The sequence below is a fragment of the Albidovulum salinarum genome, from assembly GCF_025673475.1.
In the GTDB taxonomy this organism is placed as follows: Bacteria; Pseudomonadota; Alphaproteobacteria; order Rhodobacterales; family Rhodobacteraceae; genus Albidovulum; species Albidovulum salinarum.
This window is the reverse complement of record NZ_JAOVQO010000001.1, coordinates 23124-43357: the sequence shown is the minus strand read 5'-3', so window position 1 is coordinate 43357 and position 20234 is coordinate 23124. Positions and strand designations below refer to the sequence as shown.

At 66.6% G+C, this 20234-nt stretch carries 21 protein-coding genes; 11 read left to right on the top strand and 10 right to left on the bottom strand.

Annotation, left to right across the window (positions count from 1 at the left end; translation table 11 throughout):
- Positions 1-193: 193 nt before the first annotated feature.
- The 4 genes from OEZ60_RS00230 to OEZ60_RS00215 all read left to right on the top strand — a co-directional run bounded on the left by OEZ60_RS00230 (position 194) and on the right by OEZ60_RS00215 (position 4188).
- Positions 194-331, top strand: coding sequence for a hypothetical protein (locus OEZ60_RS00230; protein WP_263332015.1), 138 nt, complete (start codon positions 194-196; stop codon positions 329-331).
- Positions 318-1874, top strand: coding sequence for a hypothetical protein (locus OEZ60_RS00225; RefSeq protein ID WP_263332013.1), 1557 nt, complete (start codon positions 318-320; stop codon positions 1872-1874). Before OEZ60_RS00230 ends, OEZ60_RS00225 begins: the two co-directional genes overlap by 14 nt.
- Complete coding sequence (locus tag OEZ60_RS00220) at positions 1871-2815, top strand: site-specific tyrosine recombinase XerD (RefSeq protein ID WP_411709773.1); 945 nt, start codon at positions 1871-1873, stop codon at positions 2813-2815. Before OEZ60_RS00225 ends, OEZ60_RS00220 begins: the two co-directional genes overlap by 4 nt.
- A 68-nt stretch (positions 2816-2883) precedes the next feature.
- On the top strand, positions 2884-4188 hold the full coding sequence (locus tag OEZ60_RS00215) for an HlyC/CorC family transporter (protein ID WP_263332010.1): 1305 nt from the start codon (positions 2884-2886) through the stop codon (positions 4186-4188).
- Positions 4189-4229: 41 nt separating this feature from the next.
- On the opposite strand, the gene OEZ60_RS00210 is transcribed toward OEZ60_RS00215, so the two are convergent.
- A complete protein-coding gene (locus OEZ60_RS00210; RefSeq protein WP_263332008.1) occupies positions 4230-4397 on the bottom strand; it encodes a hypothetical protein in 168 nt (55 codons plus the stop codon).
- 121 nt (positions 4398-4518) lie between these two features.
- The gene (locus tag OEZ60_RS00205; protein ID WP_411709769.1) at positions 4519-6048 is read right to left on the bottom strand and encodes a helicase HerA-like domain-containing protein; all 1530 of its coding nucleotides are present in this window, start codon (positions 6046-6048) and stop codon (positions 4519-4521) included.
- 453 nt (positions 6049-6501) lie between these two features.
- Here OEZ60_RS00205 and OEZ60_RS00200 point away from each other — a divergent pair, with 453 nt between their 5' ends.
- The gene (locus tag OEZ60_RS00200) at positions 6502-7119 is read left to right on the top strand and encodes an invasion associated locus B family protein (protein WP_263332006.1); all 618 of its coding nucleotides are present in this window, start codon (positions 6502-6504) and stop codon (positions 7117-7119) included.
- Between the two features lie 78 nt (positions 7120-7197).
- Here OEZ60_RS00200 and OEZ60_RS00195 read toward each other — a convergent pair whose 3' ends face one another.
- From OEZ60_RS00195 to OEZ60_RS00180, 4 genes are read right to left on the bottom strand one after another with little or no spacing between them, the layout of a single operon-like run.
- The gene (locus OEZ60_RS00195) at positions 7198-8406 is read right to left on the bottom strand and encodes a beta-ketoacyl-[acyl-carrier-protein] synthase family protein (protein ID WP_263332004.1); all 1209 of its coding nucleotides are present in this window, start codon (positions 8404-8406) and stop codon (positions 7198-7200) included.
- Entirely contained in the window at positions 8403-8675 is a 273-nt protein-coding gene (locus OEZ60_RS00190; protein ID WP_263332002.1) for an acyl carrier protein, read from the bottom strand. The genes OEZ60_RS00195 and OEZ60_RS00190 overlap by 4 nt, the downstream gene beginning before the upstream one ends.
- The gene (locus OEZ60_RS00185) at positions 8650-9786 is read right to left on the bottom strand and encodes a UDP-3-O-(3-hydroxymyristoyl)glucosamine N-acyltransferase (RefSeq protein WP_263332000.1); all 1137 of its coding nucleotides are present in this window, start codon (positions 9784-9786) and stop codon (positions 8650-8652) included. Before OEZ60_RS00185 ends, OEZ60_RS00190 begins: the two co-directional genes overlap by 26 nt.
- 45 nt (positions 9787-9831) lie before the next feature.
- Complete coding sequence (locus OEZ60_RS00180; RefSeq protein ID WP_263331998.1) at positions 9832-11475, bottom strand: L,D-transpeptidase family protein; 1644 nt, start codon at positions 11473-11475, stop codon at positions 9832-9834.
- Positions 11476-11773: 298 nt separating this feature from the next.
- Between OEZ60_RS00180 and OEZ60_RS00175 the strand changes: the two genes are divergently transcribed.
- Positions 11774-12343, top strand: a complete 570-nt coding sequence (locus OEZ60_RS00175; protein WP_263331996.1) for a YcbK family protein — start codon at positions 11774-11776, stop codon at positions 12341-12343.
- A gap of 826 nt (positions 12344-13169) precedes the next feature.
- A complete protein-coding gene (locus OEZ60_RS00170; protein ID WP_263331994.1) occupies positions 13170-13697 on the top strand; it encodes a Hint domain-containing protein in 528 nt (175 codons plus the stop codon).
- A 7-nt stretch (positions 13698-13704) separates the two neighbouring features.
- On the opposite strand, the gene OEZ60_RS00165 is transcribed toward OEZ60_RS00170, so the two are convergent.
- Together OEZ60_RS00165 and OEZ60_RS00160 are read right to left on the bottom strand one after the other, a co-directional pair.
- Positions 13705-14445 carry an RlmE family RNA methyltransferase gene (locus tag OEZ60_RS00165; protein WP_263331992.1) on the bottom strand — a complete coding sequence of 247 codons (741 nt, stop codon included), beginning with the start codon at positions 14443-14445 and terminating at the stop codon, positions 13705-13707.
- Positions 14446-14535: 90 nt separating this feature from the next.
- Positions 14536-15648 (bottom strand): Ppx/GppA phosphatase family protein, encoded by a 1113-nt coding sequence (locus OEZ60_RS00160; RefSeq protein WP_263331990.1) that lies wholly within the window; start codon positions 15646-15648, stop codon positions 14536-14538.
- 281 nt (positions 15649-15929) lie between these two features.
- On the opposite strand from OEZ60_RS00160, the gene OEZ60_RS00155 reads away from it, so the two are divergent.
- The 3 genes from OEZ60_RS00155 to OEZ60_RS00145 are packed head-to-tail and all read left to right on the top strand — an operon-like array spanning position 15930 to position 18164.
- On the top strand, positions 15930-16226 hold the full coding sequence (locus OEZ60_RS00155; protein ID WP_263331988.1) for a virulence factor: 297 nt from the start codon (positions 15930-15932) through the stop codon (positions 16224-16226).
- A gap of 27 nt (positions 16227-16253) precedes the next feature.
- The gene (locus OEZ60_RS00150) at positions 16254-17177 is read left to right on the top strand and encodes a methylenetetrahydrofolate reductase (RefSeq protein WP_263331987.1); all 924 of its coding nucleotides are present in this window, start codon (positions 16254-16256) and stop codon (positions 17175-17177) included.
- Positions 17178-17204: 27 nt separating this feature from the next.
- Positions 17205-18164: a methyltetrahydrofolate cobalamin methyltransferase gene (locus tag OEZ60_RS00145; RefSeq protein WP_263331985.1), complete on the top strand. Its 960-nt coding sequence runs from the start codon at positions 17205-17207 to the stop codon at positions 18162-18164.
- A 303-nt stretch (positions 18165-18467) separates the two neighbouring features.
- Here the strand turns inward: OEZ60_RS00145 and OEZ60_RS00140 are convergent, their stop codons facing one another.
- A complete protein-coding gene (locus tag OEZ60_RS00140; RefSeq protein ID WP_263331983.1) occupies positions 18468-19220 on the bottom strand; it encodes a GNAT family N-acetyltransferase in 753 nt (250 codons plus the stop codon).
- A 103-nt stretch (positions 19221-19323) separates the two neighbouring features.
- On the opposite strand from OEZ60_RS00140, the gene msrB reads away from it, so the two are divergent.
- Entirely contained in the window at positions 19324-19716 is a 393-nt protein-coding gene (gene msrB / locus OEZ60_RS00135; RefSeq protein WP_263331981.1) for a peptide-methionine (R)-S-oxide reductase MsrB, read from the top strand.
- Between the two features lie 12 nt (positions 19717-19728).
- Here msrB and OEZ60_RS00130 read toward each other — a convergent pair whose 3' ends face one another.
- Positions 19729-20190 carry an outer membrane protein assembly factor BamE gene (locus OEZ60_RS00130; RefSeq protein ID WP_263331978.1) on the bottom strand — a complete coding sequence of 154 codons (462 nt, stop codon included), beginning with the start codon at positions 20188-20190 and terminating at the stop codon, positions 19729-19731.
- Positions 20191-20234 lie beyond the last annotated feature (44 nt).

Here is a 20234-nt window from a genome sequence, read left to right as displayed (position 1 = left end):
CGGCCCGGCAGCCGGTCCGCCGGCGCGGCGACCTCCTGCCCATGACGAAACTTTCTGCCGTGAATGGCGTGAATTCGCCGGAATTGCCATATATAATCGGTGCATTCGCGCCGTATCATCGCGGATCGGACCCTCGGGTCAAATACAGGCAACGGGCAAGACCCGACAAACGACAAGAAAACGGCAGGAAAGAATGCTGCGACTTCTCAAGGCGATTTTCATTCTCGCGCTTCTCGGCTTCATCGGGTTGGCGGGCTACGCCTATCTCGGCGACATGACGCCGAAGCGGACCGAGGTCAACGAACCGGTCGAACTGAATGTGGAAAACTAGGGGCGGCGTTCTCGCTGCCGCGATCCTGACGGCAACCCCGCTGCACGCGGAGTCGCATGGAGCGCCGCCGCTGTCGGCGATCGACTGGTTGTCGAAATCGGTGGCGGGTTCGTCGGCGCGACCGTTGCCGCCCGCGACGAGGATCGAACCGCCGGTGGCGGCAGGGGTTTCCCGCTCGCCGATCGCCATCTCGCCGATCGACGGGCCGACGCTCGACGGCCTCGGGCTTCTGCCCCAATCCAGGACCGGCTTGCCGCGCGGATTGTGGGGAACCACCGCTTCCGATGACCTCGCAAGGCTGATCCGGGCCGAGCGCGTCGATACGCTGCCCGCGATCCAGTCGCTTCTCTACACGCTGCTTCTGGCCGAACTCGCGCCGCCGGTCGATTCCGATGGCAGCGGCGCGCTGTTCCTCGCGCGGGTGGACAAGCTTCTCGATCTCGGCGCGCTCGATCCCGCGCTCTCGCTTCTGGAACTGGTCGAGGATCCGAAGGCCGAGGCGTTCCGCCGCTGGTTCGACGTCGCGCTTCTCATCGGCCAGGAGGACCGGGCCTGCGTGAAGATGCGCGAGACCCCGGAGATCGCGCCGACCTTCCCGGCGCGGGTCTTCTGCCTCGCGCGGGGCGGCGACTGGAACGCGGCGGCGCTGTCGCTCAGGACCGGCGAGACGCTCGGCTATGTCGATGCCGAGACCGCAGCACTCCTCGAGCGGTTCCTCGACCCCGAGCTTTTCGAGGGTGAGCCGCCCCTGCCGGTGCCGCAGCGCCCCTCGCCGCTCGTGCTTCGGCTGATGGAGGCGATCGGACAACCGCTGGCGACGACGACGCTGCCGGTGGCCTTCGCGCAGGCCGACCTGCGCTCCAACGCCGGCTGGAAGACGCGGCTGGAAGCCGGCGAGCGGCTAGCCCGGACTGGCGCGATCGAGCCGAACCGGCTCCTCGGGCTTTACACCGAACGCAAGGCCGCGGCGTCGGGCGGGGTCTGGGAGCGGGTCGACCTGATCCAGGCGCTCGATACCGCGATTTCGGCCCATGACGCGGCGCGGATCGCGAAGATCCTGCCCGAAGCCTGGGAACAGATGTCGGCGATCGAGCTCGAGGTCCCCTTCGCCGCGCTCTACGGCCGCGCGCTGTCCGGCGCGCGTCTCGAGGGCGAGGCGGGCATGCTCGCGTTCCGGGTCGGCCTTCTGTCCGAAGACTCCGAGCGCATCGCCGCGACGCGGGCTCCCACGGATGACACCGAGGCGTTCCTGATCGGTCTCGCGATCGGACGGACCGCCGATGCGCGCCCGCCCGACCAGATGGGCGCGGCGGTTCAGGCCGCCTTCGGGCCCGGCAAGGCGCCGGCTGCGAAATACGCGACGCTCCTCGACGAGAACCGGGCCGGCGAGGCACTGCTCGCGGCGGTCGATGACATCACCGAGGGCGCGCGCGGGGAGTTGCGCGACGTGACAGAGGGGCTCGTCCTGCTGCGCCACCTCGGGCACGAGAGGGTCGCGCGGCGCGCGGCGCTCGAACTGATGCTGCTGGAGCGGCGGGGCTGAGAATGAAGGACGCGGACCGCTGGATCTCGGCCTTCCTCGATGCCCAGGCGGCGGAGCTCGGGGCGGCGCGCAACACGCTTCTCGCTTATGGGCGCGACCTGAAGGACTTCGCCGGCTGGCTCGCACACCGCGGGCTCGGCTTCGATCGCGCGGCGCGGACCGACGTGGAGGCCTATCTCGTCGGCTGCGAAGCCGAGGGTCTGTCGCGCGCCACCCGCGCGCGGCGGTTGTCGTCGATCCGCCAGATCTACCGTTTCGCCTATGAGGAAGGCTGGCGCGGCGACAACCCGGCGATCCAGATCACCGGGCCGGGCCGGGCCAAGCGCCTGCCGAAAGTGCTGAGCGTCGAGGAGGTGGAGACGCTGCTCGACGCCGCCCGCAAAAGCGGCCGCGGCGACTTCGACCGCCTGCGCAACATCTGCCTGATGGAGCTTCTTTACGCCACCGGCATGCGGGTCAGCGAGCTTGTCGGCCTGCCGGTCGCGGCGGCGCGCGGCGATCCGCGGATGCTGATGGTGCGCGGCAAGGGCGACAAGGAGCGGATGGTGCCGCTTTCGCCCCCGGCCCGCACGGCGCTCGCAGACTGGCTCGCGGCGCGAGACGCTGCCGAGGAGGCCGCGCGGCTCAAGGCGCAGATCCCGCCGGGACGCCACCTCTTTCCCGCCCGCGGGCAGGCTGGCCACATGACCCGCCAGGCGTTCCATGCGCTTCTCAAGGAGCTCGCCCTGGCCGCCGGGATCGCGCCGGCGAAGGTGACGCCGCATGTGCTGCGCCATGCCTTCGCCACGCACCTCCTCGCCGGTGGCGCCGATCTCCGGGCGATCCAGACGCTGCTCGGCCATGCCGATGTCTCGACCACCGAGATCTACACCCATGTGCTCGACGCGCGGCTCAGGGAACTGGTGCTGGAGCACCATCCCCTCGCCCGCGACACGGAGTGACCGCCGGCGGCGCTTGAAGGCGGGCCGGAGACTCCCCATAAACATCCGAGACTGAAAGGAAGGATCCGATGGAGACGAGCACGGTCTATGACACCGCCTTCTGGCTGACGGCCGCGGCGATCCTGGGGCTTTTGCTGCTCTCGGCCTTCTTCTCGGGCTCCGAGACGGCGCTGACGGCGTCCTCGCGCGGCAAGCTCCGGGCGCAGGCCGACAAGGGCAACCCCGGCGCGCAGGCGGCACTCCGGGTCACCGAAGACGGCGAGAAGCTGATCGGCGCGATCCTTCTGGGCAACAACGTCGCCAACATCCTGTCGGCCGCACTCGCAACCGCGCTCTTCTCGCGACTCTTCGGCGCGAACGGCGTCGCGGTGGCAACGCTGGTGATGACGACGCTGGTGCTGATCTTCGCCGAGGTCCTGCCCAAGACCTATGCGATCACCGCGCCCGAAAGTGCCGCCTCGCGCGTGGCGCGGCCGATCCGGCTCCTGATCCTCGTGCTGTCGCCCATCGTGACATTGGTCCGGCTGATCGTTCGCGGCCTGCTGTTCCTCTTCGGCGTCCGTACCGACCCCGACAGCCACATCCTGTCGTTCCGCGACGAGATCGTCGGCGCGCTCGCGCTCGGCCATTCCGAGGGGGCGGTGCTGAAGGAGGACCGCGACCGTCTCCTCGGCGCGCTCGACCTCAACGAGCGCACGGTCGAGGAGATCATGCGCCACCGCAGCCAGATCGAGATGATCGACGCCGATGCCGGGCCGGACCGGATCCTCTCGACGGTGCTCGCCTCGCCGCACACGCGTCTGCCGATCTATCGCGGCGAGCGCGAGAACATCATCGGCGTGATCCATGCCAAGGACCTTTTGCGCGCGGTCGAGAAGGTCGTGCGCGGCGAGGACGGCAATCTCGCCTCGATCCGCGACCTCGACGTGATGAGCGTCGCGAAGGCGCCCTATTTCGTGCCCGAGACCACGCCGCTCGACGAGCAGATGCGCGAGTTCCTCAAGCGGCGCACCCATTTCGCGCTGGTGGTGGACGAATATGGCGACCTGCGCGGCCTTCTCACGCTTGAGGACATCATCGAGGAGATCGTCGGCGAGATCACCGACGAGTTCGACATCGACTCCGAGCATCCCCTGAAGCGCACCGAGGCGGGCGACTGCGTCGTCGACGGCGCGATGACGATCCGCGACCTCAACCGCGCGACCGACTGGTCGCTGCCCGACGACGAGGCCAACACCATCGCCGGCCTCGTCATCCATGAGGCGCAGATGATCCCGGCGGAGGGCCAGGTCTTCTCGTTCCACGGCTTCCGTTTCGAGGTGCTGAGCCGCAAGGAGAACCGCATCACCCGGTTGAAGATCCGGCCGCTCTGAGCGCCTCGCGCGGCCGGGTGGTCGCAGGTACGTGGTCTACGTCAGCGATAGAGACCGGGATTCTTCGACCGCTCCTTCTCCCTCTCCCTGACGAGGCGGCGAAGCGTATGCTCCATATCCTCCGCCCATTCCGGCACCTTGGCGTCCGGCCGCTCTTTCTTCGTCTCCTTCGGCCCCCGATCTTCGTCCGATTTCGTCGGTTTTTTCATTCTTCTTAATCCTCCTGCGCATGCGTCGAATACGCGGAAATCGTGGGAATCGCGCGCCGTCGGCATTGATAATACTACAGGATCCGGCGAATCGTGCAGCCTGCCGAGCGCGACCGGCTGTCTAGCGCGACTTGAAGAGCGAGCCGAGGATGCCGCGCACGATCGCCTGGCCGGTCTTCGTACCAAGCTGCCGCGCGAGGCTCTTGCCGAAGGCCGTGGCGATGCTGTCCGAGCGCGACGAGCCGCGCCGGCTGCGTCCCTCGTAGCGGCGCGACTCCTTCCGGGCACGTTCGTCGGCGGCGAGCCTTTCCTCCGCGGCCTCGGCTTCCGCAGCGGCCTGCGCCGCGGCCTCGGCGCGGGCCTGGAGCCGCTCGAAGGCCGAGTCGCGGTCGATGGTCTGGTCGTACTTGTAACCGAGTCCCGTCGCCGCAATCACGGCGCGGCGCTCTTCGGGCGTGATCGGGCCAAGCTGGCTCGCCGGCGGTCGCACAAGCGTGCGTTCGACGATGCCGGGCACGCCCTTGTTTTGCAGAAACGAGGTAACCGCCTCGCCGGTCCCGACCTCCTTGATCGCGGTCTCGGTGTCGAAGGCGGGGTTCGGCCGGTAGTTCTGCGCCGCGCGGGCGAGGTCCTTCTGGTCCTTCGCGGTGAAGGCGCGGAGCGCGTGCTGCACCCGGTTGCCGAGCTGGCCGAGAATGTCGTCGGGCACGTCGGCGGGGTTCTGGGTGATGAAGAACACCCCCACCCCCTTCGAGCGGATCAGCCGCGCCACCTGCTCCACCTTGTCCACGAGCGCCTTCGGCGCGTCGTCGAAGAGCAGATGCGCCTCGTCGAAGAAGAAGACGAATTTCGGCTTGTCCGGGTCGCCGACCTCGGGCAGCTCCTCGAAAAGCTCCGACAGGAGCCAGAGGAGGAAGGTCGCGTAGAGCCGTGGCGAGGCCATCAGCTTGTCGGCGGCGAGGATGTTGACCTGGCCGCGGCCGTCCGGGGCCAGGCGCATCATGTCGGCAAGATCGAGCGCTGGCTCGCCGAAAAGCCGCGTGCCGCCCTGGTTCTCCAGCACCAGCAGCTGTCGCTGGATCGCGCCCACCGTCGCGCTGGCGACGTTGCCGTAGCGCAGGCCGATCTCGGCCGCGTTCTGGCCGATCCAGACCAGCATCGCCTGCAGGTCCTTGAGATCCAGAAGCGGCAGCCCCTCCTGGTCTGCGAGCCGGAAGGCGATGTTCAGGACCCCCTCCTGCGCCTCGCTGAGATCCATCAGCCGCGACAGGAGGAGCGGCCCCATCTCCGTCACCGTGGTGCGGATCGGGTGGCCCTGCTCGCCGAAGAGATCCCAGAACGCCACAGGGAAGGCCTGGTAGGTCAACTCGTAGCCGATCGTCGCGCAGCGCTTCATGAAGGCGTCGTGTAGCTTCGCCTCGGCGGAACCCGCGACGGCGAGCCCGGCAAGGTCACTCTTGACGTCGGCGAGGAAGACCGGGACGCCTGCGGCCGAAAACCCCTCAGCAAGGATCTGCAGCGTGACGGTCTTGCCGGTCCCTGTCGCGCCGGCGACGAGCCCGTGGCGGTTGCCGTATTTCAGGAGAAGCTCCTGCGGAGCCCCGTACCCTTCGCCGCCGCCACCAACGAATATCCCCGCTTCTGTCAGCACGTCGCCCCTCCGTCTCACCGGTCCCGCTTCCCTGAACAATACAGCCTTGCCCCCGCCATGCCAGAGTGATCGCGTCCGGGCACGCATCCTTGGCGCCCGTGTGTTCCCTCCTCCCGGTTGGACTGGCCGCGCCGCAGGGCGCGGCTCTTTTTTCCAACAAAATCAGATTTGTGGATCATGTGTATTTTCTTGTTGACGCAACGGGGCGAACTGAATAGCGTTCGGGCCAATGACTAAGTCGGCCTGTCCGACAGGGAGCGAAAGATTGAAAAAGGGCCCTTTCGGGGCCCTTTTTTGCTGCTGCTCTCAAATCCTACCGCGACGCGCCGCAGCGACCGAAAATGCTTAAGCGAAAAGCCGCTATCACCGTCGGCGCAGCTTTTCGCCGCTGACACAGAAGAGCGCGCATGCTAAACGCAGCGCAACCATTCCCCCCGATCAACGGAAGCACAAATGTCCTCAATCACCAAATACCTGACGCTGGCGCTTGCTCTCGCGGCCACGCCGCTCTGGGCGCAGGAAGCAGCGGCACCGGAGGCACCCGCCGACGAGGCTGCCCAGACCGAGGCCCCGGCGGCCGACGCGGCTCCGGCAGCTGCCGCCGAAGGCGCCGGCGAGCCCTATGTTGCCGAGAAATTCGATTCCTGGGAACTGCGCTGCCTGCATGCCAAGGAGGGCGCCGATCCCTGCCAGCTCTACCAGCTCCTGAAGGACAAGGGCACCGACAAGCCGATCGCCGAGATCAGCATGCTCGCCCTGCCCGAGGGCTCCGAGGCCGCGGCCGGCGCGACCGTGATCATGCCGCTCGAGACTCTCCTGACCCAGCAACTAAACATCTCGATCGATGGCGGCCAGGCCAAGCGCTATCCGTTCACCTTCTGCACCGAGGTCGGCTGCATCGCGCGGGTCGGCTTCACGAAGGAAGACCTCGACGCCTTCCGCAAGGGCAAGATTGCGGTGCTCTCGGTGGTTCCGGTGGCCGACCCGTCGCGCACCGTCGACATCGAGCTTTCGCTCAGCGGCTTCACCGCCGGCTTCGAGGCCGTCACGAAGGCCAACGCGCCGCAGTAACCGGACCAGCCCTCACCACTCTCACCGGACGTCGCCCCTCGGGGCGGCGTTTCGCTTTCCGATGCCGGAGAAGGTCGCTCAAGCGCGCTTGAGCGCGATCACCGCGTTCAGCCCGCCGAAGGCGAAGGCGTTCGACAGGACCGCTGTGACCTTCGCCTCGCGCGCGACATTCGGCACCACGTCGAGCGCGCATTCCGGATCGGGTTCCTGATAGCCGATCGTCGGCGCGATCACGCCCTCGCGCAGCGCCATGATGCAGGCCAGAAGCTCGACCGCGCCGGTGCCGCCGATCAGGTGGCCGTGCATCGACTTCGTCGACGAGATCATCAGCCGGTCGGCATGATGGCCGAAGGCATGGGCCACGGCGGCGCACTCGGTCTTGTCGTTGGCCGCGGTTCCGGTCCCGTGCGCGTTGACATAGCCGACATCGCTTGGCTGGAGCCTTGCGTCCCTGAGCGCCCCGGAGATCGCGCGTTCCGCGCCGGCCTGGCTCGGCATCACGATGTCGGCAGCATCCGACGTCATCGAGAATCCCGCGACCTCGGCGAGAATGTCGGCGCCGCGGGCGGCCGCGTGGTCCCAGTCCTCGAAGACGAAGATCCCGGCCCCCTCGCCCTGCACCATGCCGTTGCGGTTGGCGCTGAACGGCCGGCAGGCGTCCTTCGACATCACTCGGAGCCCCTCCCAGGCCTTGATGCCGCCGAAGCAGAGCATCGCCTCGGACCCGCCGGTGATCATCGCCCGCGCCACCCCCGAGCGCACCATCTGGAACGCGAGCCCCATCGCGTGGTTCGACGAGGCGCAGGCGGTCGCCACCGTGAACGACGGTCCGCGCAGGCTCCATTCCATGCTGACATGCGAGGCCGCGGCATTGTTCATCAGCTTCGGCACGACGAAGGGATGGACGCGGTTCTTGCCCTCCTCATAGACGGTCCGGTAGTTCTCGTCCCAGGTGTTGACCCCGCCCCCGGCGGTGCCGAGCACGACGCCGCAGTCGAGGCCCAGCTTGCCGCGAAAATCGAGGCCCGACTGCGTCACGGCCTGCCGCGCGGCGAGCATGGTGAACTGCGTGAAGCGATCGTAGAGCGCGATTTCCTGACGGTTGAACTGTGCCTCGGCCTCCCAGCCGCGGACCTGGCCGCCGATGCGGATCGACAGCCTTTCGACATCGCGGAAGTCGAGCGGCCCGATGCCGCAGCGCCCCTCGCGCATCGCCTCCCAGGTCGAGGCCACGTCGTGGCCGAGCGCGTTGATCGTGCCCGCGCCCGTGATCGCCACGCGCCTCATTTCGATCGCGCCACCAGGCCTTCGACGGCACCGATGATCGCGGCGACCGAGGAGATGTCGAACTCGTTCTTGTCGGGCTCGTTGGCGTTGAACGGCACCGAGATGTCGAACGCCTCCTCGATCGCGAAAATCGACTCGACCAGCCCGAGGCTGTCGATGCCAAGCTCCTCGAGGCTCATCTCGGGACGGACCTCGGAGATGTCGAGCACCGCCTGTTCGGCGATGATCGCGATCACCCGGTCCCTAATCGTCAGTTCTGTTGTCAGCATCGGATCCCCCTTTTGCCGCTCCATCGCCGATCCGTGTAACAGCATCACGAAGCTCGGCGACCTGGGCGAAAAGACGCCCGAGCCGGCGAATGTTCTTCCACGCCTCGACATGGGTCTCCATCTTCAGCGCGGGCGCGCCGAGGAGCACGCGGCCGGCCGGTGCGTTGGTGTAGATCTTGGTGCCGCCGCCTGCGATCACGTCATCACCGATGAAGATGTTGTCGGAGACGCCGCATTGTCCACCGAGCACGACGCGGTCGCCGACCCGCGTCGACCCGGCGACACCGGTCTGCGAGGCGAAGAGGCAGTCGCGGCCGATTGTGACGTTGTGGGCGACCATACAGAGATTGTCGATCTTGGTGCCCGAACCGACCCGCGTCGGGCGGATCGTGCCGGCGTCGACGGTGACGTTGGCCCCGAACTCGACGTCATCGCCGATCACCACGCCGCCGAGCGAATGGATTCGGGTCCAGCGCTGCGCACGGATTGCCGCGCGTTCGCCGAGCGATTCCCGGATCTCCTCGACCCCGGATTTCTCGGGCGTCACGAAAGAAAAGCCGTCGGCCCCGATCACGGTGTTCGGCTGGCAGATGAAGCGATCGCCGATCGTCACCCCGGCGCCGATCCGGACCCCGGAATGGATCAGCGCATCTGCGCCGATGGCGGTCCGGGGGCCGATCGTGACATGATCTGCGATCCGTGCCCCGGCGCCGATCCGCACTCCGGCGCCGATCACCGCGAAGGCACCGACCGCCGCGCCCGCGCCGATCTCGGCCGTCGGGTCCACGACCGCCGTCGGGTGGATCCCCGGCGCGATCGCCGGTCCGGGGTCAAGGACGCGGGTCACGCCCGCCATCGCGAGCCGGGGCCGCGCCACGAAGATTGCCGCATCGAGGCCGAGCGCGGCGCGGTCGGCCCCCTCCCAGAGCATGGCCGCACGCGCCCTGCCCCCGGCGAGACCAGCGGCATATTTCGGATCCATCGCGAGCGCGAGATCCTCGGGGCCAGCCATGCCCGGCTCGGCGGCGCCAGTGATCCGCACCGTCACGTCACCTTCGGTCCGTGCCCCCAGGGCTTCGGCAATCTCGGCAATCGAAAAGGATCTTGGCATCTCGGAACTTCCCGTCTTCGGCGCCGATCCGGCCCCGTGGCAGGCTTATCCCCGAACCTCGCGCAAGACCAGCCCGGCCGCCTGCATCGCGTCGAAAACCCGCGCATCGCGGCCATAGACGTCGCGCCGGTACTCGATCTCGCCGCGCGCCGAGGGCCAGGCGGTGAAGTAGACAAGATGCACCGGCACCGGCTTCTGCAGGTGGATCGTCGTCTCGGAGCGGGTCTTCAGATGCCGCTCGAACAGGCCTACGGGATCGTCGGTCTGCCGCGCGAGCAGCGCATAGGCGAAGTCGAAGGGCTTGCCGAGCCGGATGCAGCCGTGGCTGAAGGCCCGCGCCTCCTTCTGGAACAGCGACTTCGAGGGCGTGTCATGCAGGTAGATGTTCCAGGGATTGGGGAACATGAACTTCACCAAGCCAAGCGCATTGTCGTCCGCCGGCGGCTGCGACATCCGGAACGGGAAGTTGCTCGCGGTGAACTGGCTGAAGTCGGTCGCGTCGCGGTTCACGACCCGTCCGTGCCGGTCGGTGATCCTGAGATGCCCCACCGAGCGTGGGTTCTTTTGCAGCATCGGCAGGTATTCCTTGACCGTGATCGAGTGCGGCACGTTCCACGTCGGGTTGACGACCATGAATTCCATCTGGTCGGAAAACTCCGGGCTGCGACGGCCATCCTCGTTCATGCCAACGACGGTCACGGATTCGAAGGTCACCTTGCCGTCATCGACGATCTTCGCGGTGAAATCCGGTAGGTTCACCCAGATGTGGCGCTTGCCGAGCTCGATGCCGTTCATCCAGCGCAGCCGCTCCATCGCGACGAGGACCGCGTGCAGCCGCGCCTCGGCGCCGACATTGACCTCGGCGAGCGTGCCGGGACCGGCGACGCCGTCCGGCGCGAGTCCATGTTCAAGCTGAAATCCCTGGACCGCCTTCTGGAGGGTGCCGTCGAACGTTTGCGTCGCCGTGCGCCCCAGATAGCCCATGCTGATCAGACGGTCGCGCAATGCGACGACCGATGGCCCGCTGTCGCCGGGTCGAAGAGTCTTATCGGACGCGACAGTCGCGCCCCAGCCACCGCGGCCGATCACCGCCTCGAGATCGAGGCGGGCGCGGCGCAGCTCGCCGTATTGCCGCATCTGCGGCGGCAATCCCTTGATGAAAGCGGCCGGATCGGCGGCCGCGAAGGATCGCAATGTCTGCAGCGGGTCGCGCCTCGGCACCTCGCGCACGATTCCCGCGTCGACGCTGACCGGATCGACGAAACCGGTCTGCACGTCGCGCGCGTAACGCAGGAATGCGGCGGACACCCTGACTTCGAGCCGTCCGCGCTGCCGTTCGGAGCGCAGCTCCGCAAATGCGGCGCGCAGCTCGTCGGATTCGTAGCGCCCGACCGGCAGACCGTGTTCCCCGGCCATGTCGAGCGCGCCGAAGAGTGCCGCCCTGCGTCCGGAATCGGCACCGGAGGTCCAGAGCGGAAGATAGTCCCGCTCGCGGTAGAACTCGGCCAGCGCACGATCCGACGCGGCAGCCTCCGCCACGGCCTGGCGATAGGCGAGCGAATTCGCCATCGCCGGATCGGGTACGCCGAGGAGCAGCACGAAAAGTGAAAGGAGCAGGAAATGGACAAGACCGAGAATCCCCGGGCGAAAGGCCGTCGCCGTCATGTAAACCTCTGCGTCCTGTTCCATTGTCGTTCCCCGAATGTCCGGGATTTCGACCATCAAGTCCATTCACGTTGCGGACAGGACGCATGGCGTCCGTCGCGACCTGTCGCATTTCGGCAACGTCGGGATGGCGATCTTCGCTTGGCGCCCGCTATCTCCTCGCTCAGCAAGTTTTCGCCGATCGAGGCCATTTCGCGGCTGCGGTCGATTTGTCCGGTTGGCGCGGGAATCATCCTGTGCCATAAGATTGCAGCACTTGGGGATAACTTGAGACAACAAGCCGCTGAAAAAGCGGTGACACGTTACGGGACAGGCGATTGTCATGACAGATCACTCTGTATCGGGTTTCACTCGGCGTGGAATTCTTGCAGCCTTTGCGGCGACAGCCGTGGTGGCTGCTCCGACTTGCTCCAATGCTTTCGGTTTTCTCCGCGGGGCCGGCGATGTCCGCCGCATCCGCATGTATTCTGGTCGCACCGGCGAAAGCATCGACACGGTCTACTGGATCGAGGGCGAGTACATTCCCGAGGCGCTCAACGAGATCACCTATTTCATGCGTGACTGGCGCTCGAACGAGACCAAGGAGATCGATCCGCGCACCGTCGACATCGCTGCGGCCGCGCATGCGCTTCTCGACGTGAGCGAGCCCTACATGCTGCTGTCGGGCTACCGGACCGCGAAGACCAATGCGCTGTTGCGTTCGTCCTCGCGCGGGGTCGCCCGCAATTCCTTGCACATGAAGGCTCAGGCGGCGGACCTGCGGTTGCGGTCGCGCTCGGTGTCGCAGATGTACCGCGCCGCAGCGGCCTGCGAGGCGGGCGGCGTCGGCAGGTATTCGCGGTCCAATTTCGTGCACATGGACTGCGGGCCGATCCGCACCTGGGGCAGCTGAGACCGCGGCCACCCCGCTCGAAGGCTCTTGGGGCCCTCGATACCTCGCAACGGAATTGAGATAGTTTGGGTCTGCCGGCAGCGATGCCGGCATTTTCTGTATCGAAGCACCGGATACTGCCGGATTGCCCCCGACCCGTCGCTGGAGGGAGCCCGGTTCCGCTGCCATTCGCGGCGCGTGGAGCGTTCTTCATGCGAAACGCCCTCCAGAATCGCCGAGCAAACAAGGCGCACGCGATGCCCCGATCAGGGGACGACGTCGGCACGGAAGCGGTCATTGACCGACCAGAATCGCCGCGACGGCAGCCGTCGGAAGCCGCAATGCGCTTTGCACAAAACGGGTGACGTAGCGTAAAAACACTACTCAACTCAGTGTTTCCCGAGGGGGAACGGTGAATTTTGTCAGAAATGTCACATTCTACACCTGTCTAAATAGACTAGTCCCCCATTTGCGCGAGTGAACAATCTCCGATGGAACCCGGCGCCGACCGAGGCGAACGAAACGTGCGGAGCGCGATTGTCGTGCCAGCGAAGACAACCCCGCCCCAAAGCCGGCACCCTCCACGGATCCACGCCCGGCCTTGCCCGTGTTTCCGGGACAATTGCGCCACAGACTGGCCCGATTCAGGGGGCTTTAACTGAGTTACGCCACGGCTTGGCATCACCTGGCGGCGTAACGAGTGAACCGAGTACCCTGTGACGAGTAGATCCGGCGAAAGCCGGGCCATGTAGGTTCGGTGCCGGCATGCCGGGGCGGGCGGCTTCGCCCCGGCATGTTCCGCCAACAGCGGCGGAGGAAGTGTGAGTAGGAACGGTCCGAGTGAACCATGGATAACGACGGAAAGACCAATAGCGCCTCCGGCAAGTCCGGAACGCCCGGCGCGGTCAGGCGGGGGGCGGGCCGACACGCCCCTCGCGAGCCGATTCTGTGGACGCTGCCGGGCTTTTGCCGCAACGCCCGCGTCGCTACGGACTTCGGCGACCTGCCAATCGAGGCCTTGCGGCGGCGCGATCCGTTGCGCACGGTCCAGGGATCGCTTGCGCATGTCGCGTGGGTCGACCGAATTCACCTCGACGAGGAGTTCCTGCGCGCCAATCCAGACGCGTTACCGGTATTGATACCTGCGGGCGCTCTCGGGCCGGGACGACCGCGATCCGACCTGCGTGTCTCACCCCACCAGAAGATCAATGCCGGCACCGGCGAGTTCCGGCCGGACTTCCGGATGGCACGCGACCTGACAGACCGTCCGGGCATCATGCGCAGCCCCGAAACGCTGGTGACCTACCACGTCTTTCACTGCGGCGCGCCGGTGTCGGTCCTGATCGAGGGAATCGGCGTCAGCACGAGCCCCTGAGCCGCGCTCAATCGTCCTGATCGGACTCAGCCGGAAGGCCGCGATAACCGGTCGCGACGACGAACTTCTCGGAACTGTCCGCGCGGCTCGCCGGTGGCTTGACGTTCGCGACCTTGGCAAATGCCCGCTTCAAGAGCGCCTGCAGCTCATTCTCCGCGCCGCCGGCAAGCACCTTGGCAACGAAAGTGCCGCCCTCCTCCAGCACATCGAAGGCGAAATAGGCGGCCGCCTCGCACAGCGCCACGATGCGCAGGTGATCTGTCCCCTTGTGGCCCGAGGCCGCGGCCGCCATGTCCGACATCACGACGTCGGCGCGCCCGCCAAGCCATTCCTTGACCTTCGCGTCGGCCCCGTCGGACAGGAAGTCGAGTTGGTGGATCTCGGCCCCGGCGATCGGCTCGACCTCCTGCAGGTCGACGCCCAGCACCGTGCCCACCTTCTTGCCCGACTTCTGGCCGAGCGCGTTCACCCGCTCGACCGCGATCTGGCACCATCCGCCCGGTGCGCAGCCGAGATCGACGACCCGAGCGCCGGGCACGAGGAAGCGGAACCTGTCGTCAAGCTCGAGGATCTTGTAGGCCGCGCGGCCGCGATAGCCTTCCTTCTTGGCACGCTGGACGTAGGGATCATTGAGCTGCCGCTCGAGCCAGAGCGTCGACGACAGCTTCCGCCCTTTGGCGGTCTTCACCCGCACCCTGAGGTCGCGTTGCCCGCGCCCCGATGTCTTGCCCGAAGGTGTCTTCGCCATATCCGCCGCCCCCGAACGGGCCCTCTTCATCTGTTCCCGGCTCAAATACTCACGACGCGCCGCCAAGGCAATCGCGGGCGGCCCGATGGTTCAGAACGGCCCGTCCTCAAGGACACCGTCGGCCGACATCTGGGCATAAAGGAGCCCCTCGCGCAGCCCCCTATCGGCGACCGAGAGCCGGTCGGTCGGCCAGATCCGCATCAGCGCCTGAAGGATCGCCGCGCCTGACATGATCAGCGAATGCCGGTCGCGACCAATCCGCGGATCATTGCGACGGCCCTCCGGCCCAAGGTGCAGGTAGTCGCGGATCACCCGGTCGATCTGGTCCGAGGTCATCCGCAGCCCATCGACCTTGTTGCGGTCGTAGCGCTTCAGGCCGAGATGGCTCGCCGCCACCGTTGTCACCGTTCCCGAGGTGCCGATGATCTGGAACCGCTCGCGCGGCTGCGACGCGTTGTAGGGCGAGAAATCGGCGAGATTCTCCTCGAAGAACCAGCTCATCAGCGCGAAGCGCGCGGCGTCGTCCTCGACGTCGTGGAACTGATCCTTGAGCGTCGCGACCCCGAGCGGCACCGAGATCCAGTCGACGACCTTCGCCGCCGGGAACGGGCTTTCCGGCGGATGGAAACCGGCATGGAGCCGCATGATCGCCCGTGGCCGGTCGTGGCGCGGCACGGCGGACAGGTCGATCCAGACGAGCTCGGTCGAACCCCCGCCAATATCGACGACGAGAAGCTGCTCGGTCTTGGTCGAGACCAGGGGCGCGCAGGAGACCACGGCGAGCCGCGCTTCCTCCTCGGGCTGGATGATCTCCAGCGGCAGGCCGGTTTCGTGCTGTACCATGCGCAGGAACTCGGCCGCATTTTTCGCACGCCGGCAGGCTTCTGTCGCGACGAGCCGCATGCGCTTGACCTCGTGCTGCTCGATCTTGCGGCGGCAGATCTGCAAGGCCTGCACCGTGCGCGCCATCGACCCGCGCGACAAACGCCCGAAAGCTTCCAGCCCCTGTCCGAGCTGGACCGATTTCGAGAAACTGTCGACCACATGAAACTGACTGCCCTTCGGCTGGGCAATCAGCATGCGGCAGCTGTTGGTTCCCAGATCCAGCGCCGCATAGAGCTGCGCAGGGTCTGGCCTTGGGGTGCCGGGCGGCTCGACCGATTTCGGGAACGCGCCCGCACCACCGGGACGCCTGGGCGCCATGATCGCGCCCTCCGATATGCTGTTGGTTTCAATCTAGACGGCACCGCAGCGCAGCGCAAGCGACGCCCCCGCCCGCCTGCGACATTTTGTTCCCTGACGCTCCCGCCCCGCCCGTCGACGCATCGGCCGCGCGCTGTCTGCATGCCGCTTTCGCAGTGACCGCCGCCCCGTGGCGACCTCGCGTTCCGGGCACAGGTCGCTCCGGCCCCGCACAATGTCGAAAAACGTCATCGGCCAGCGTCTGCCGAAGGGTATTGAGTGCGCGAACGAGAGGATTCGTCATGGCTGAAGTCACTATCGTCTACTGGCGCGACATCCCGGCCCAGGTCATCGTCGGCAAGGGCCGTCGCGGCGTGAAAAAGCCGCTGCCGGAACGCTTCGAACAGGCGATCGACCGCTGCGCGATGAAGATCGGCGCCGCCGGAACCGACGCCTATCTCGCTGAATGGCGCAAGGCCGATCCGGTCACGATCGAGGGCGAGGACGAGGCCGTTGCCGCCGCCGAGGCGGCGCGGATCGACGCCGAATACGACAAGGAGCGCATCAAGGCGCTCATCGAGAATAATGGCTGGGCATAACGCCCGTTTAACCGCCGGAGGGTAGCGATGGCACTTCTGAATTTCCGCCGCAAGGAAACCGCCGCGCCCTCGGGCGCCAATGCCGCCGTGGAGGCTTTCCTCGACGGCTACTCGATCGAGGTGATGCCGCGCACCGCCGAGAAGGTCGAGGATTTCCGTGACCTTCTGCCGAACGGCACGCGCGTCTACATCGCCCATATCGACGGCACGCCGATCGAGGAGATGGTCGCGACCGCCAAGCGCATCGCCGCCGAGGGCTTCCCGGTGATGCCGCACTTCCCGGCGCGGATCATCAAGGACAAGGCGACGCTCGCCGACTGGATCGCCCGCTACCAGGGCGAGGCCGACGTCAGGCAGGCGCTTCTCCTCGGCGGCGGCATCTCCAAGCCGCATGGCGACTTCCACTGCTCGATGCAGCTGATGGAAACCGGCCTCTTCGACGGCTTCGACCGCCTCCATGTCGCCGGCCACCCGGAAGGCAACAAGGACATCGACCCGGACGGGTCGGACAAGAACGTGATGGAGGCGCTGCGCTGGAAGCAGGCCTTCAAGGAGCGCACCGACGCCAAGCTGGCGATGGCCACCCAGTTCTGCTTCGAGGCGAAGCCGGTCATCAAATGGGTCAACCGCCTGCAGGCCGAAGGCATCGACATTCCGGTCCACATCGGCGTCGCGGGCCCCGCGAAGCTGCAGACCATGATCAAGTTCGCCATCGCCTGCGGCGTCGGCCCCTCGCTCAAGGTGCTGCAGAAGCGCGCGATGGACGTGACCAAGCTCCTGCTGCCCTACGAGCCGAACGAGTTCATCTCCGAGCTCGCCGCCCACAAGGCCGCGAACCCGGAGTTCGGAATCGAATCCGTGCACTTCTTCCCGCTGGGCGGTATCAAGACCAACGCCACCTGGGCCATCGAGAACGGCGGCAAATCCGCCGTCCCGGCTGCGCAGGCCTGAACGGATAACAAAGAGACAAGGTGAACCATGACCCGCACCGTCATTGAATCGAAAACGAAAACCGTCGTCATCGGCTTTGACGAGCCGTTCTGCGTGATCGGCGAGCGGATCAACCCCACCGGGCGCAAGAAGCTCGCGGCCGAGCTCGAGGCCGGCAACTTCTCGACCGTCGAGAAGGACGCGCTCGAGCAGGTCGCCTGCGGCGCGATGGTTCTCGATGTGAACGCGGGCGTGGTCTACAACTCGAACCCCAACCCGAACGAGACAGAACCGCCGCTGATGACGAAGATGATCGAGATCGTCCAGGGTCTCGTTGACGTGCCGCTCTGCATCGACTCGTCGGTTCCCGGCGCGCTCGAGGCCGGTCTGGCGGCGGCACAGGGCCGTCCGCTCCTGAACTCGGTGACGGGCGAAGAAGATCGACTGGAGCTCGTGCTGCCGCTCGTGAAGAAGTACAACGTGCCGGTCGTGGCGATCTCGAACGACGACACCGGCATCTCGGAGGACCCGAACGTCCGCTTCGAAGTGGCCAAGAAGATCGTACAGCGCGCCGCCGATTACGGCATCCCGGCGCATGACATCGTTGTCGACCCGCTGGTGATGCCCGTGGGCGCGATGGCGACCGCCGGCCGCCAGGTCTTCGCACTGGTCCAGCGCCTGCGCGACGAACTTGGCGTGAACACCACCTGCGGCGCCTCGAACATCTCGTTCGGCCTGCCCAACCGGCACGGCATCAACGCCGCCTTCCTGCCGATGGCGATCGGCGCCGGCATGACCTCGGCGATCATGAACCCGGTCCGCCAGGTCGAGATGGAGGCGATCCGCGCCGCTAACTTCCTGATGAACCACGACGCCAACGGCGGCGAGTGGATCCGCTTCTCGAAGGTTCTCGAGGCCGTCGAAGGCGGCATGAGCTTCGCCGAAGCCTCGGCGGCGCAGTCCTCGGCCGCGTCGGGCCGCCGTGGCGGCCGCCGCGCCCGCGGCTGAACCGGATCCGGCTTCATCAAATCTCAACCATGCCCCGGCATCGTCCGGGGCATGGACGTTGCACGAACCAGAGCTCCCGACGACTGGATCGCCACGATCGTTGCCGCCCAGGCTGTAGCCAAGGGAGGCGTCGTCCGGCGCGATGTCCGCTGGATTGACCGGGAAGTCGGCCGGAGCCGGTTCGAAGTCGAGGTCCGCCGCCGCGGCTTTCACCTCGTGGAATGTGGCGGTCAGCTCATCGTCATCTGCAATCAAGGCGGCATGCGCGTGATCTGCAGATTCAATTTTTTTGGCGAACAATCGTTACTCGGCATTCAGCCGGAGCGCGCGCACGCGAGCCGCAGGAACCCGCGCAACCTCGAGTCCGATGAAGACATGCAGTGTACCAAGATCGCGGTCGGCGACGGCGTGATCGCTTACCCGACCTCCCATCGCCAGATAGCTTCGGAGCAAGGGAGGCATCGACAGCAGCGCCCGCCGTGTGTCGGGTTCCGGCGTCGCTGCCTCCGGCGCGATCGAAATCACTTCTGCGGCCCTGGTTCCGGGACGCCAGCGTCGAGGCGCGAGATGCCGCGCACCTAGATAGGCCAAGGCGTCGAGATAAGCGTTGGCATCGGTTCCGGGAAAGGAGGCGCAACCGAACAGCATCGTGACTCCGTGCCGATCGACAAACGCTGTCATCGCTCCCCAGGCGATGCGCAAGATATCCGGATCGTGACGGTCCGGCGCGAGACAGAACCGCCCCATTTCGACCATAGGTCCCGCGAAGCGAGATAGCGGAGCAAGGTCGTAGAACTGGGCCGTGTAGCTCCGCTCGATCTGGCCACTGTCGGCGCACGGCAGCAGGCGCCAGGTCGCTACCGGCACGCCCGTGGCGGCCTCCTCGACAAGGACGTGCAGGCAAGTGAAGTCAAAACGGTCGCGATCGCGCCCACCCTCCTCGCTGCCCGCCTGCGCAGCGCGGAAGGCCCGCCAGCGCAGTTCCTGCGCCCGAGCGACGTCCTCCGGCGTCTCCGCGAGCCGCGCCCTGTAGCGGCCCCTGTGCAATGTCAGCATGCGCCCCGTCTCCGGCTTGGCGCGGCGGTCCGCGCGCCCTACATCTATCGCTACTGGTTTAGCCGAGAACCCCGAAGGAAAGATAACGGAAAGGGAGGCGCCGATGGTCGAAAAGATTCGCAAACCCGACGAGGAGTGGCGGACCGCTCTCTCGGATCTCGCCTATCGCGTGACCCGCAAGAAGGCGACCGAACGCGCTTTCACCCATGACGATTTCCCGAAGGGTTCCGCGCATTTTCACTGCGTCTGCTGCGACCGTCCGCTGTTCGACGCCGAGGCGAAGTTCGACTCGGGAACCGGCTGGCCCAGCTTCTACAAGCCGATCAGCGCCGACGCGGTGGGCGAGTCCGAGGACCGGAGCTGGTTCATGAGCCGGACCGAGGTCCATTGCGCGGCCTGCGAAGCCCATCTCGGTCATGTCTTTCCCGACGGCCCGGAACCGACCGGCCTGCGCTACTGCATCAACGGCGTCGCCCTGAGCCATCGGCCCAGATGAGGTCGCGGCGGCTCAGTTCTCGCCGAGAACCTGGCTCGCGTCGATATTGCCGACGTTGCCGAGCAGCTGGCGCAGGAAGCTCAGGCCCTTGACGTTGCTGTCCGTCACGCGGCGCGAAATCACCACGGCGCGGCCGTTCTCGAGCCCGAAACGCTCGACGTTCTCGACCAGCCCAGCCTCGTCGAAGCTGATGGCCACGACCTCGCGCTCGATCTCCTCGGGCGCACGGACGCCGTACTGGCGGAAGCGGCTGCCGACATAGTACCAGGCTGCACCGGTCAGAAGCCCGGTCGAGGTGGGTCGCCCCACGGTTTCGGCCACCGCCTCGCGCGTCGATTCGCCGACGACGACTTTCGCGAGCTCGTCGTCGCGCGGCACATAGCCGTGATTTTGGTAAATCGACGTACAGGCCGATAGCGTCACGACCGACAGCACGAACACGCCGCGTCGCATCCCGGAACCGAGCCAAGCCATACCGCCCTCTTGCCTTGTCGCCTCAAGCCTTCTATCCGCCTTAC

Coding starts and splice junctions, on each gene's coding strand:
- OEZ60_RS00170 (WP_263331994.1), top strand. CDS start 13,170: ATGGATAACGACGGAAAGACCAATAGCGCCTCCGGCAAGTCCGGAACG.
- OEZ60_RS00140 (WP_263331983.1), bottom strand. CDS start 19,220: ATGCTGACATTGCACAGGGGCCGCTACAGGGCGCGGCTCGCGGAGACG.
- OEZ60_RS00180 (WP_263331998.1), bottom strand. CDS start 11,475: ATGGAACAGGACGCAGAGGTTTACATGACGGCGACGGCCTTTCGCCCG.
- OEZ60_RS00130 (WP_263331978.1), bottom strand. CDS start 20,190: ATGGCTTGGCTCGGTTCCGGGATGCGACGCGGCGTGTTCGTGCTGTCG.
- OEZ60_RS00160 (WP_263331990.1), bottom strand. CDS start 15,648: ATGGCGCCCAGGCGTCCCGGTGGTGCGGGCGCGTTCCCGAAATCGGTC.
- OEZ60_RS00190 (WP_263332002.1), bottom strand. CDS start 8,675: ATGCTGACAACAGAACTGACGATTAGGGACCGGGTGATCGCGATCATC.
- OEZ60_RS00175 (WP_263331996.1), top strand. CDS start 11,774: ATGACAGATCACTCTGTATCGGGTTTCACTCGGCGTGGAATTCTTGCA.
- OEZ60_RS00155 (WP_263331988.1), top strand. CDS start 15,930: ATGGCTGAAGTCACTATCGTCTACTGGCGCGACATCCCGGCCCAGGTC.
- OEZ60_RS00145 (WP_263331985.1), top strand. CDS start 17,205: ATGACCCGCACCGTCATTGAATCGAAAACGAAAACCGTCGTCATCGGC.
- OEZ60_RS00195 (WP_263332004.1), bottom strand. CDS start 8,406: ATGAGGCGCGTGGCGATCACGGGCGCGGGCACGATCAACGCGCTCGGC.
- OEZ60_RS00200 (WP_263332006.1), top strand. CDS start 6,502: ATGTCCTCAATCACCAAATACCTGACGCTGGCGCTTGCTCTCGCGGCC.
- OEZ60_RS00150 (WP_263331987.1), top strand. CDS start 16,254: ATGGCACTTCTGAATTTCCGCCGCAAGGAAACCGCCGCGCCCTCGGGC.
- OEZ60_RS00215 (WP_263332010.1), top strand. CDS start 2,884: ATGGAGACGAGCACGGTCTATGACACCGCCTTCTGGCTGACGGCCGCG.
- OEZ60_RS00185 (WP_263332000.1), bottom strand. CDS start 9,786: ATGCCAAGATCCTTTTCGATTGCCGAGATTGCCGAAGCCCTGGGGGCA.
- msrB (WP_263331981.1), top strand. CDS start 19,324: ATGGTCGAAAAGATTCGCAAACCCGACGAGGAGTGGCGGACCGCTCTC.
- OEZ60_RS00165 (WP_263331992.1), bottom strand. CDS start 14,445: ATGGCGAAGACACCTTCGGGCAAGACATCGGGGCGCGGGCAACGCGAC.
- OEZ60_RS00210 (WP_263332008.1), bottom strand. CDS start 4,397: ATGAAAAAACCGACGAAATCGGACGAAGATCGGGGGCCGAAGGAGACG.
- OEZ60_RS00230 (WP_263332015.1), top strand. CDS start 194: ATGCTGCGACTTCTCAAGGCGATTTTCATTCTCGCGCTTCTCGGCTTC.
- OEZ60_RS00225 (WP_263332013.1), top strand. CDS start 318: ATGTGGAAAACTAGGGGCGGCGTTCTCGCTGCCGCGATCCTGACGGCA.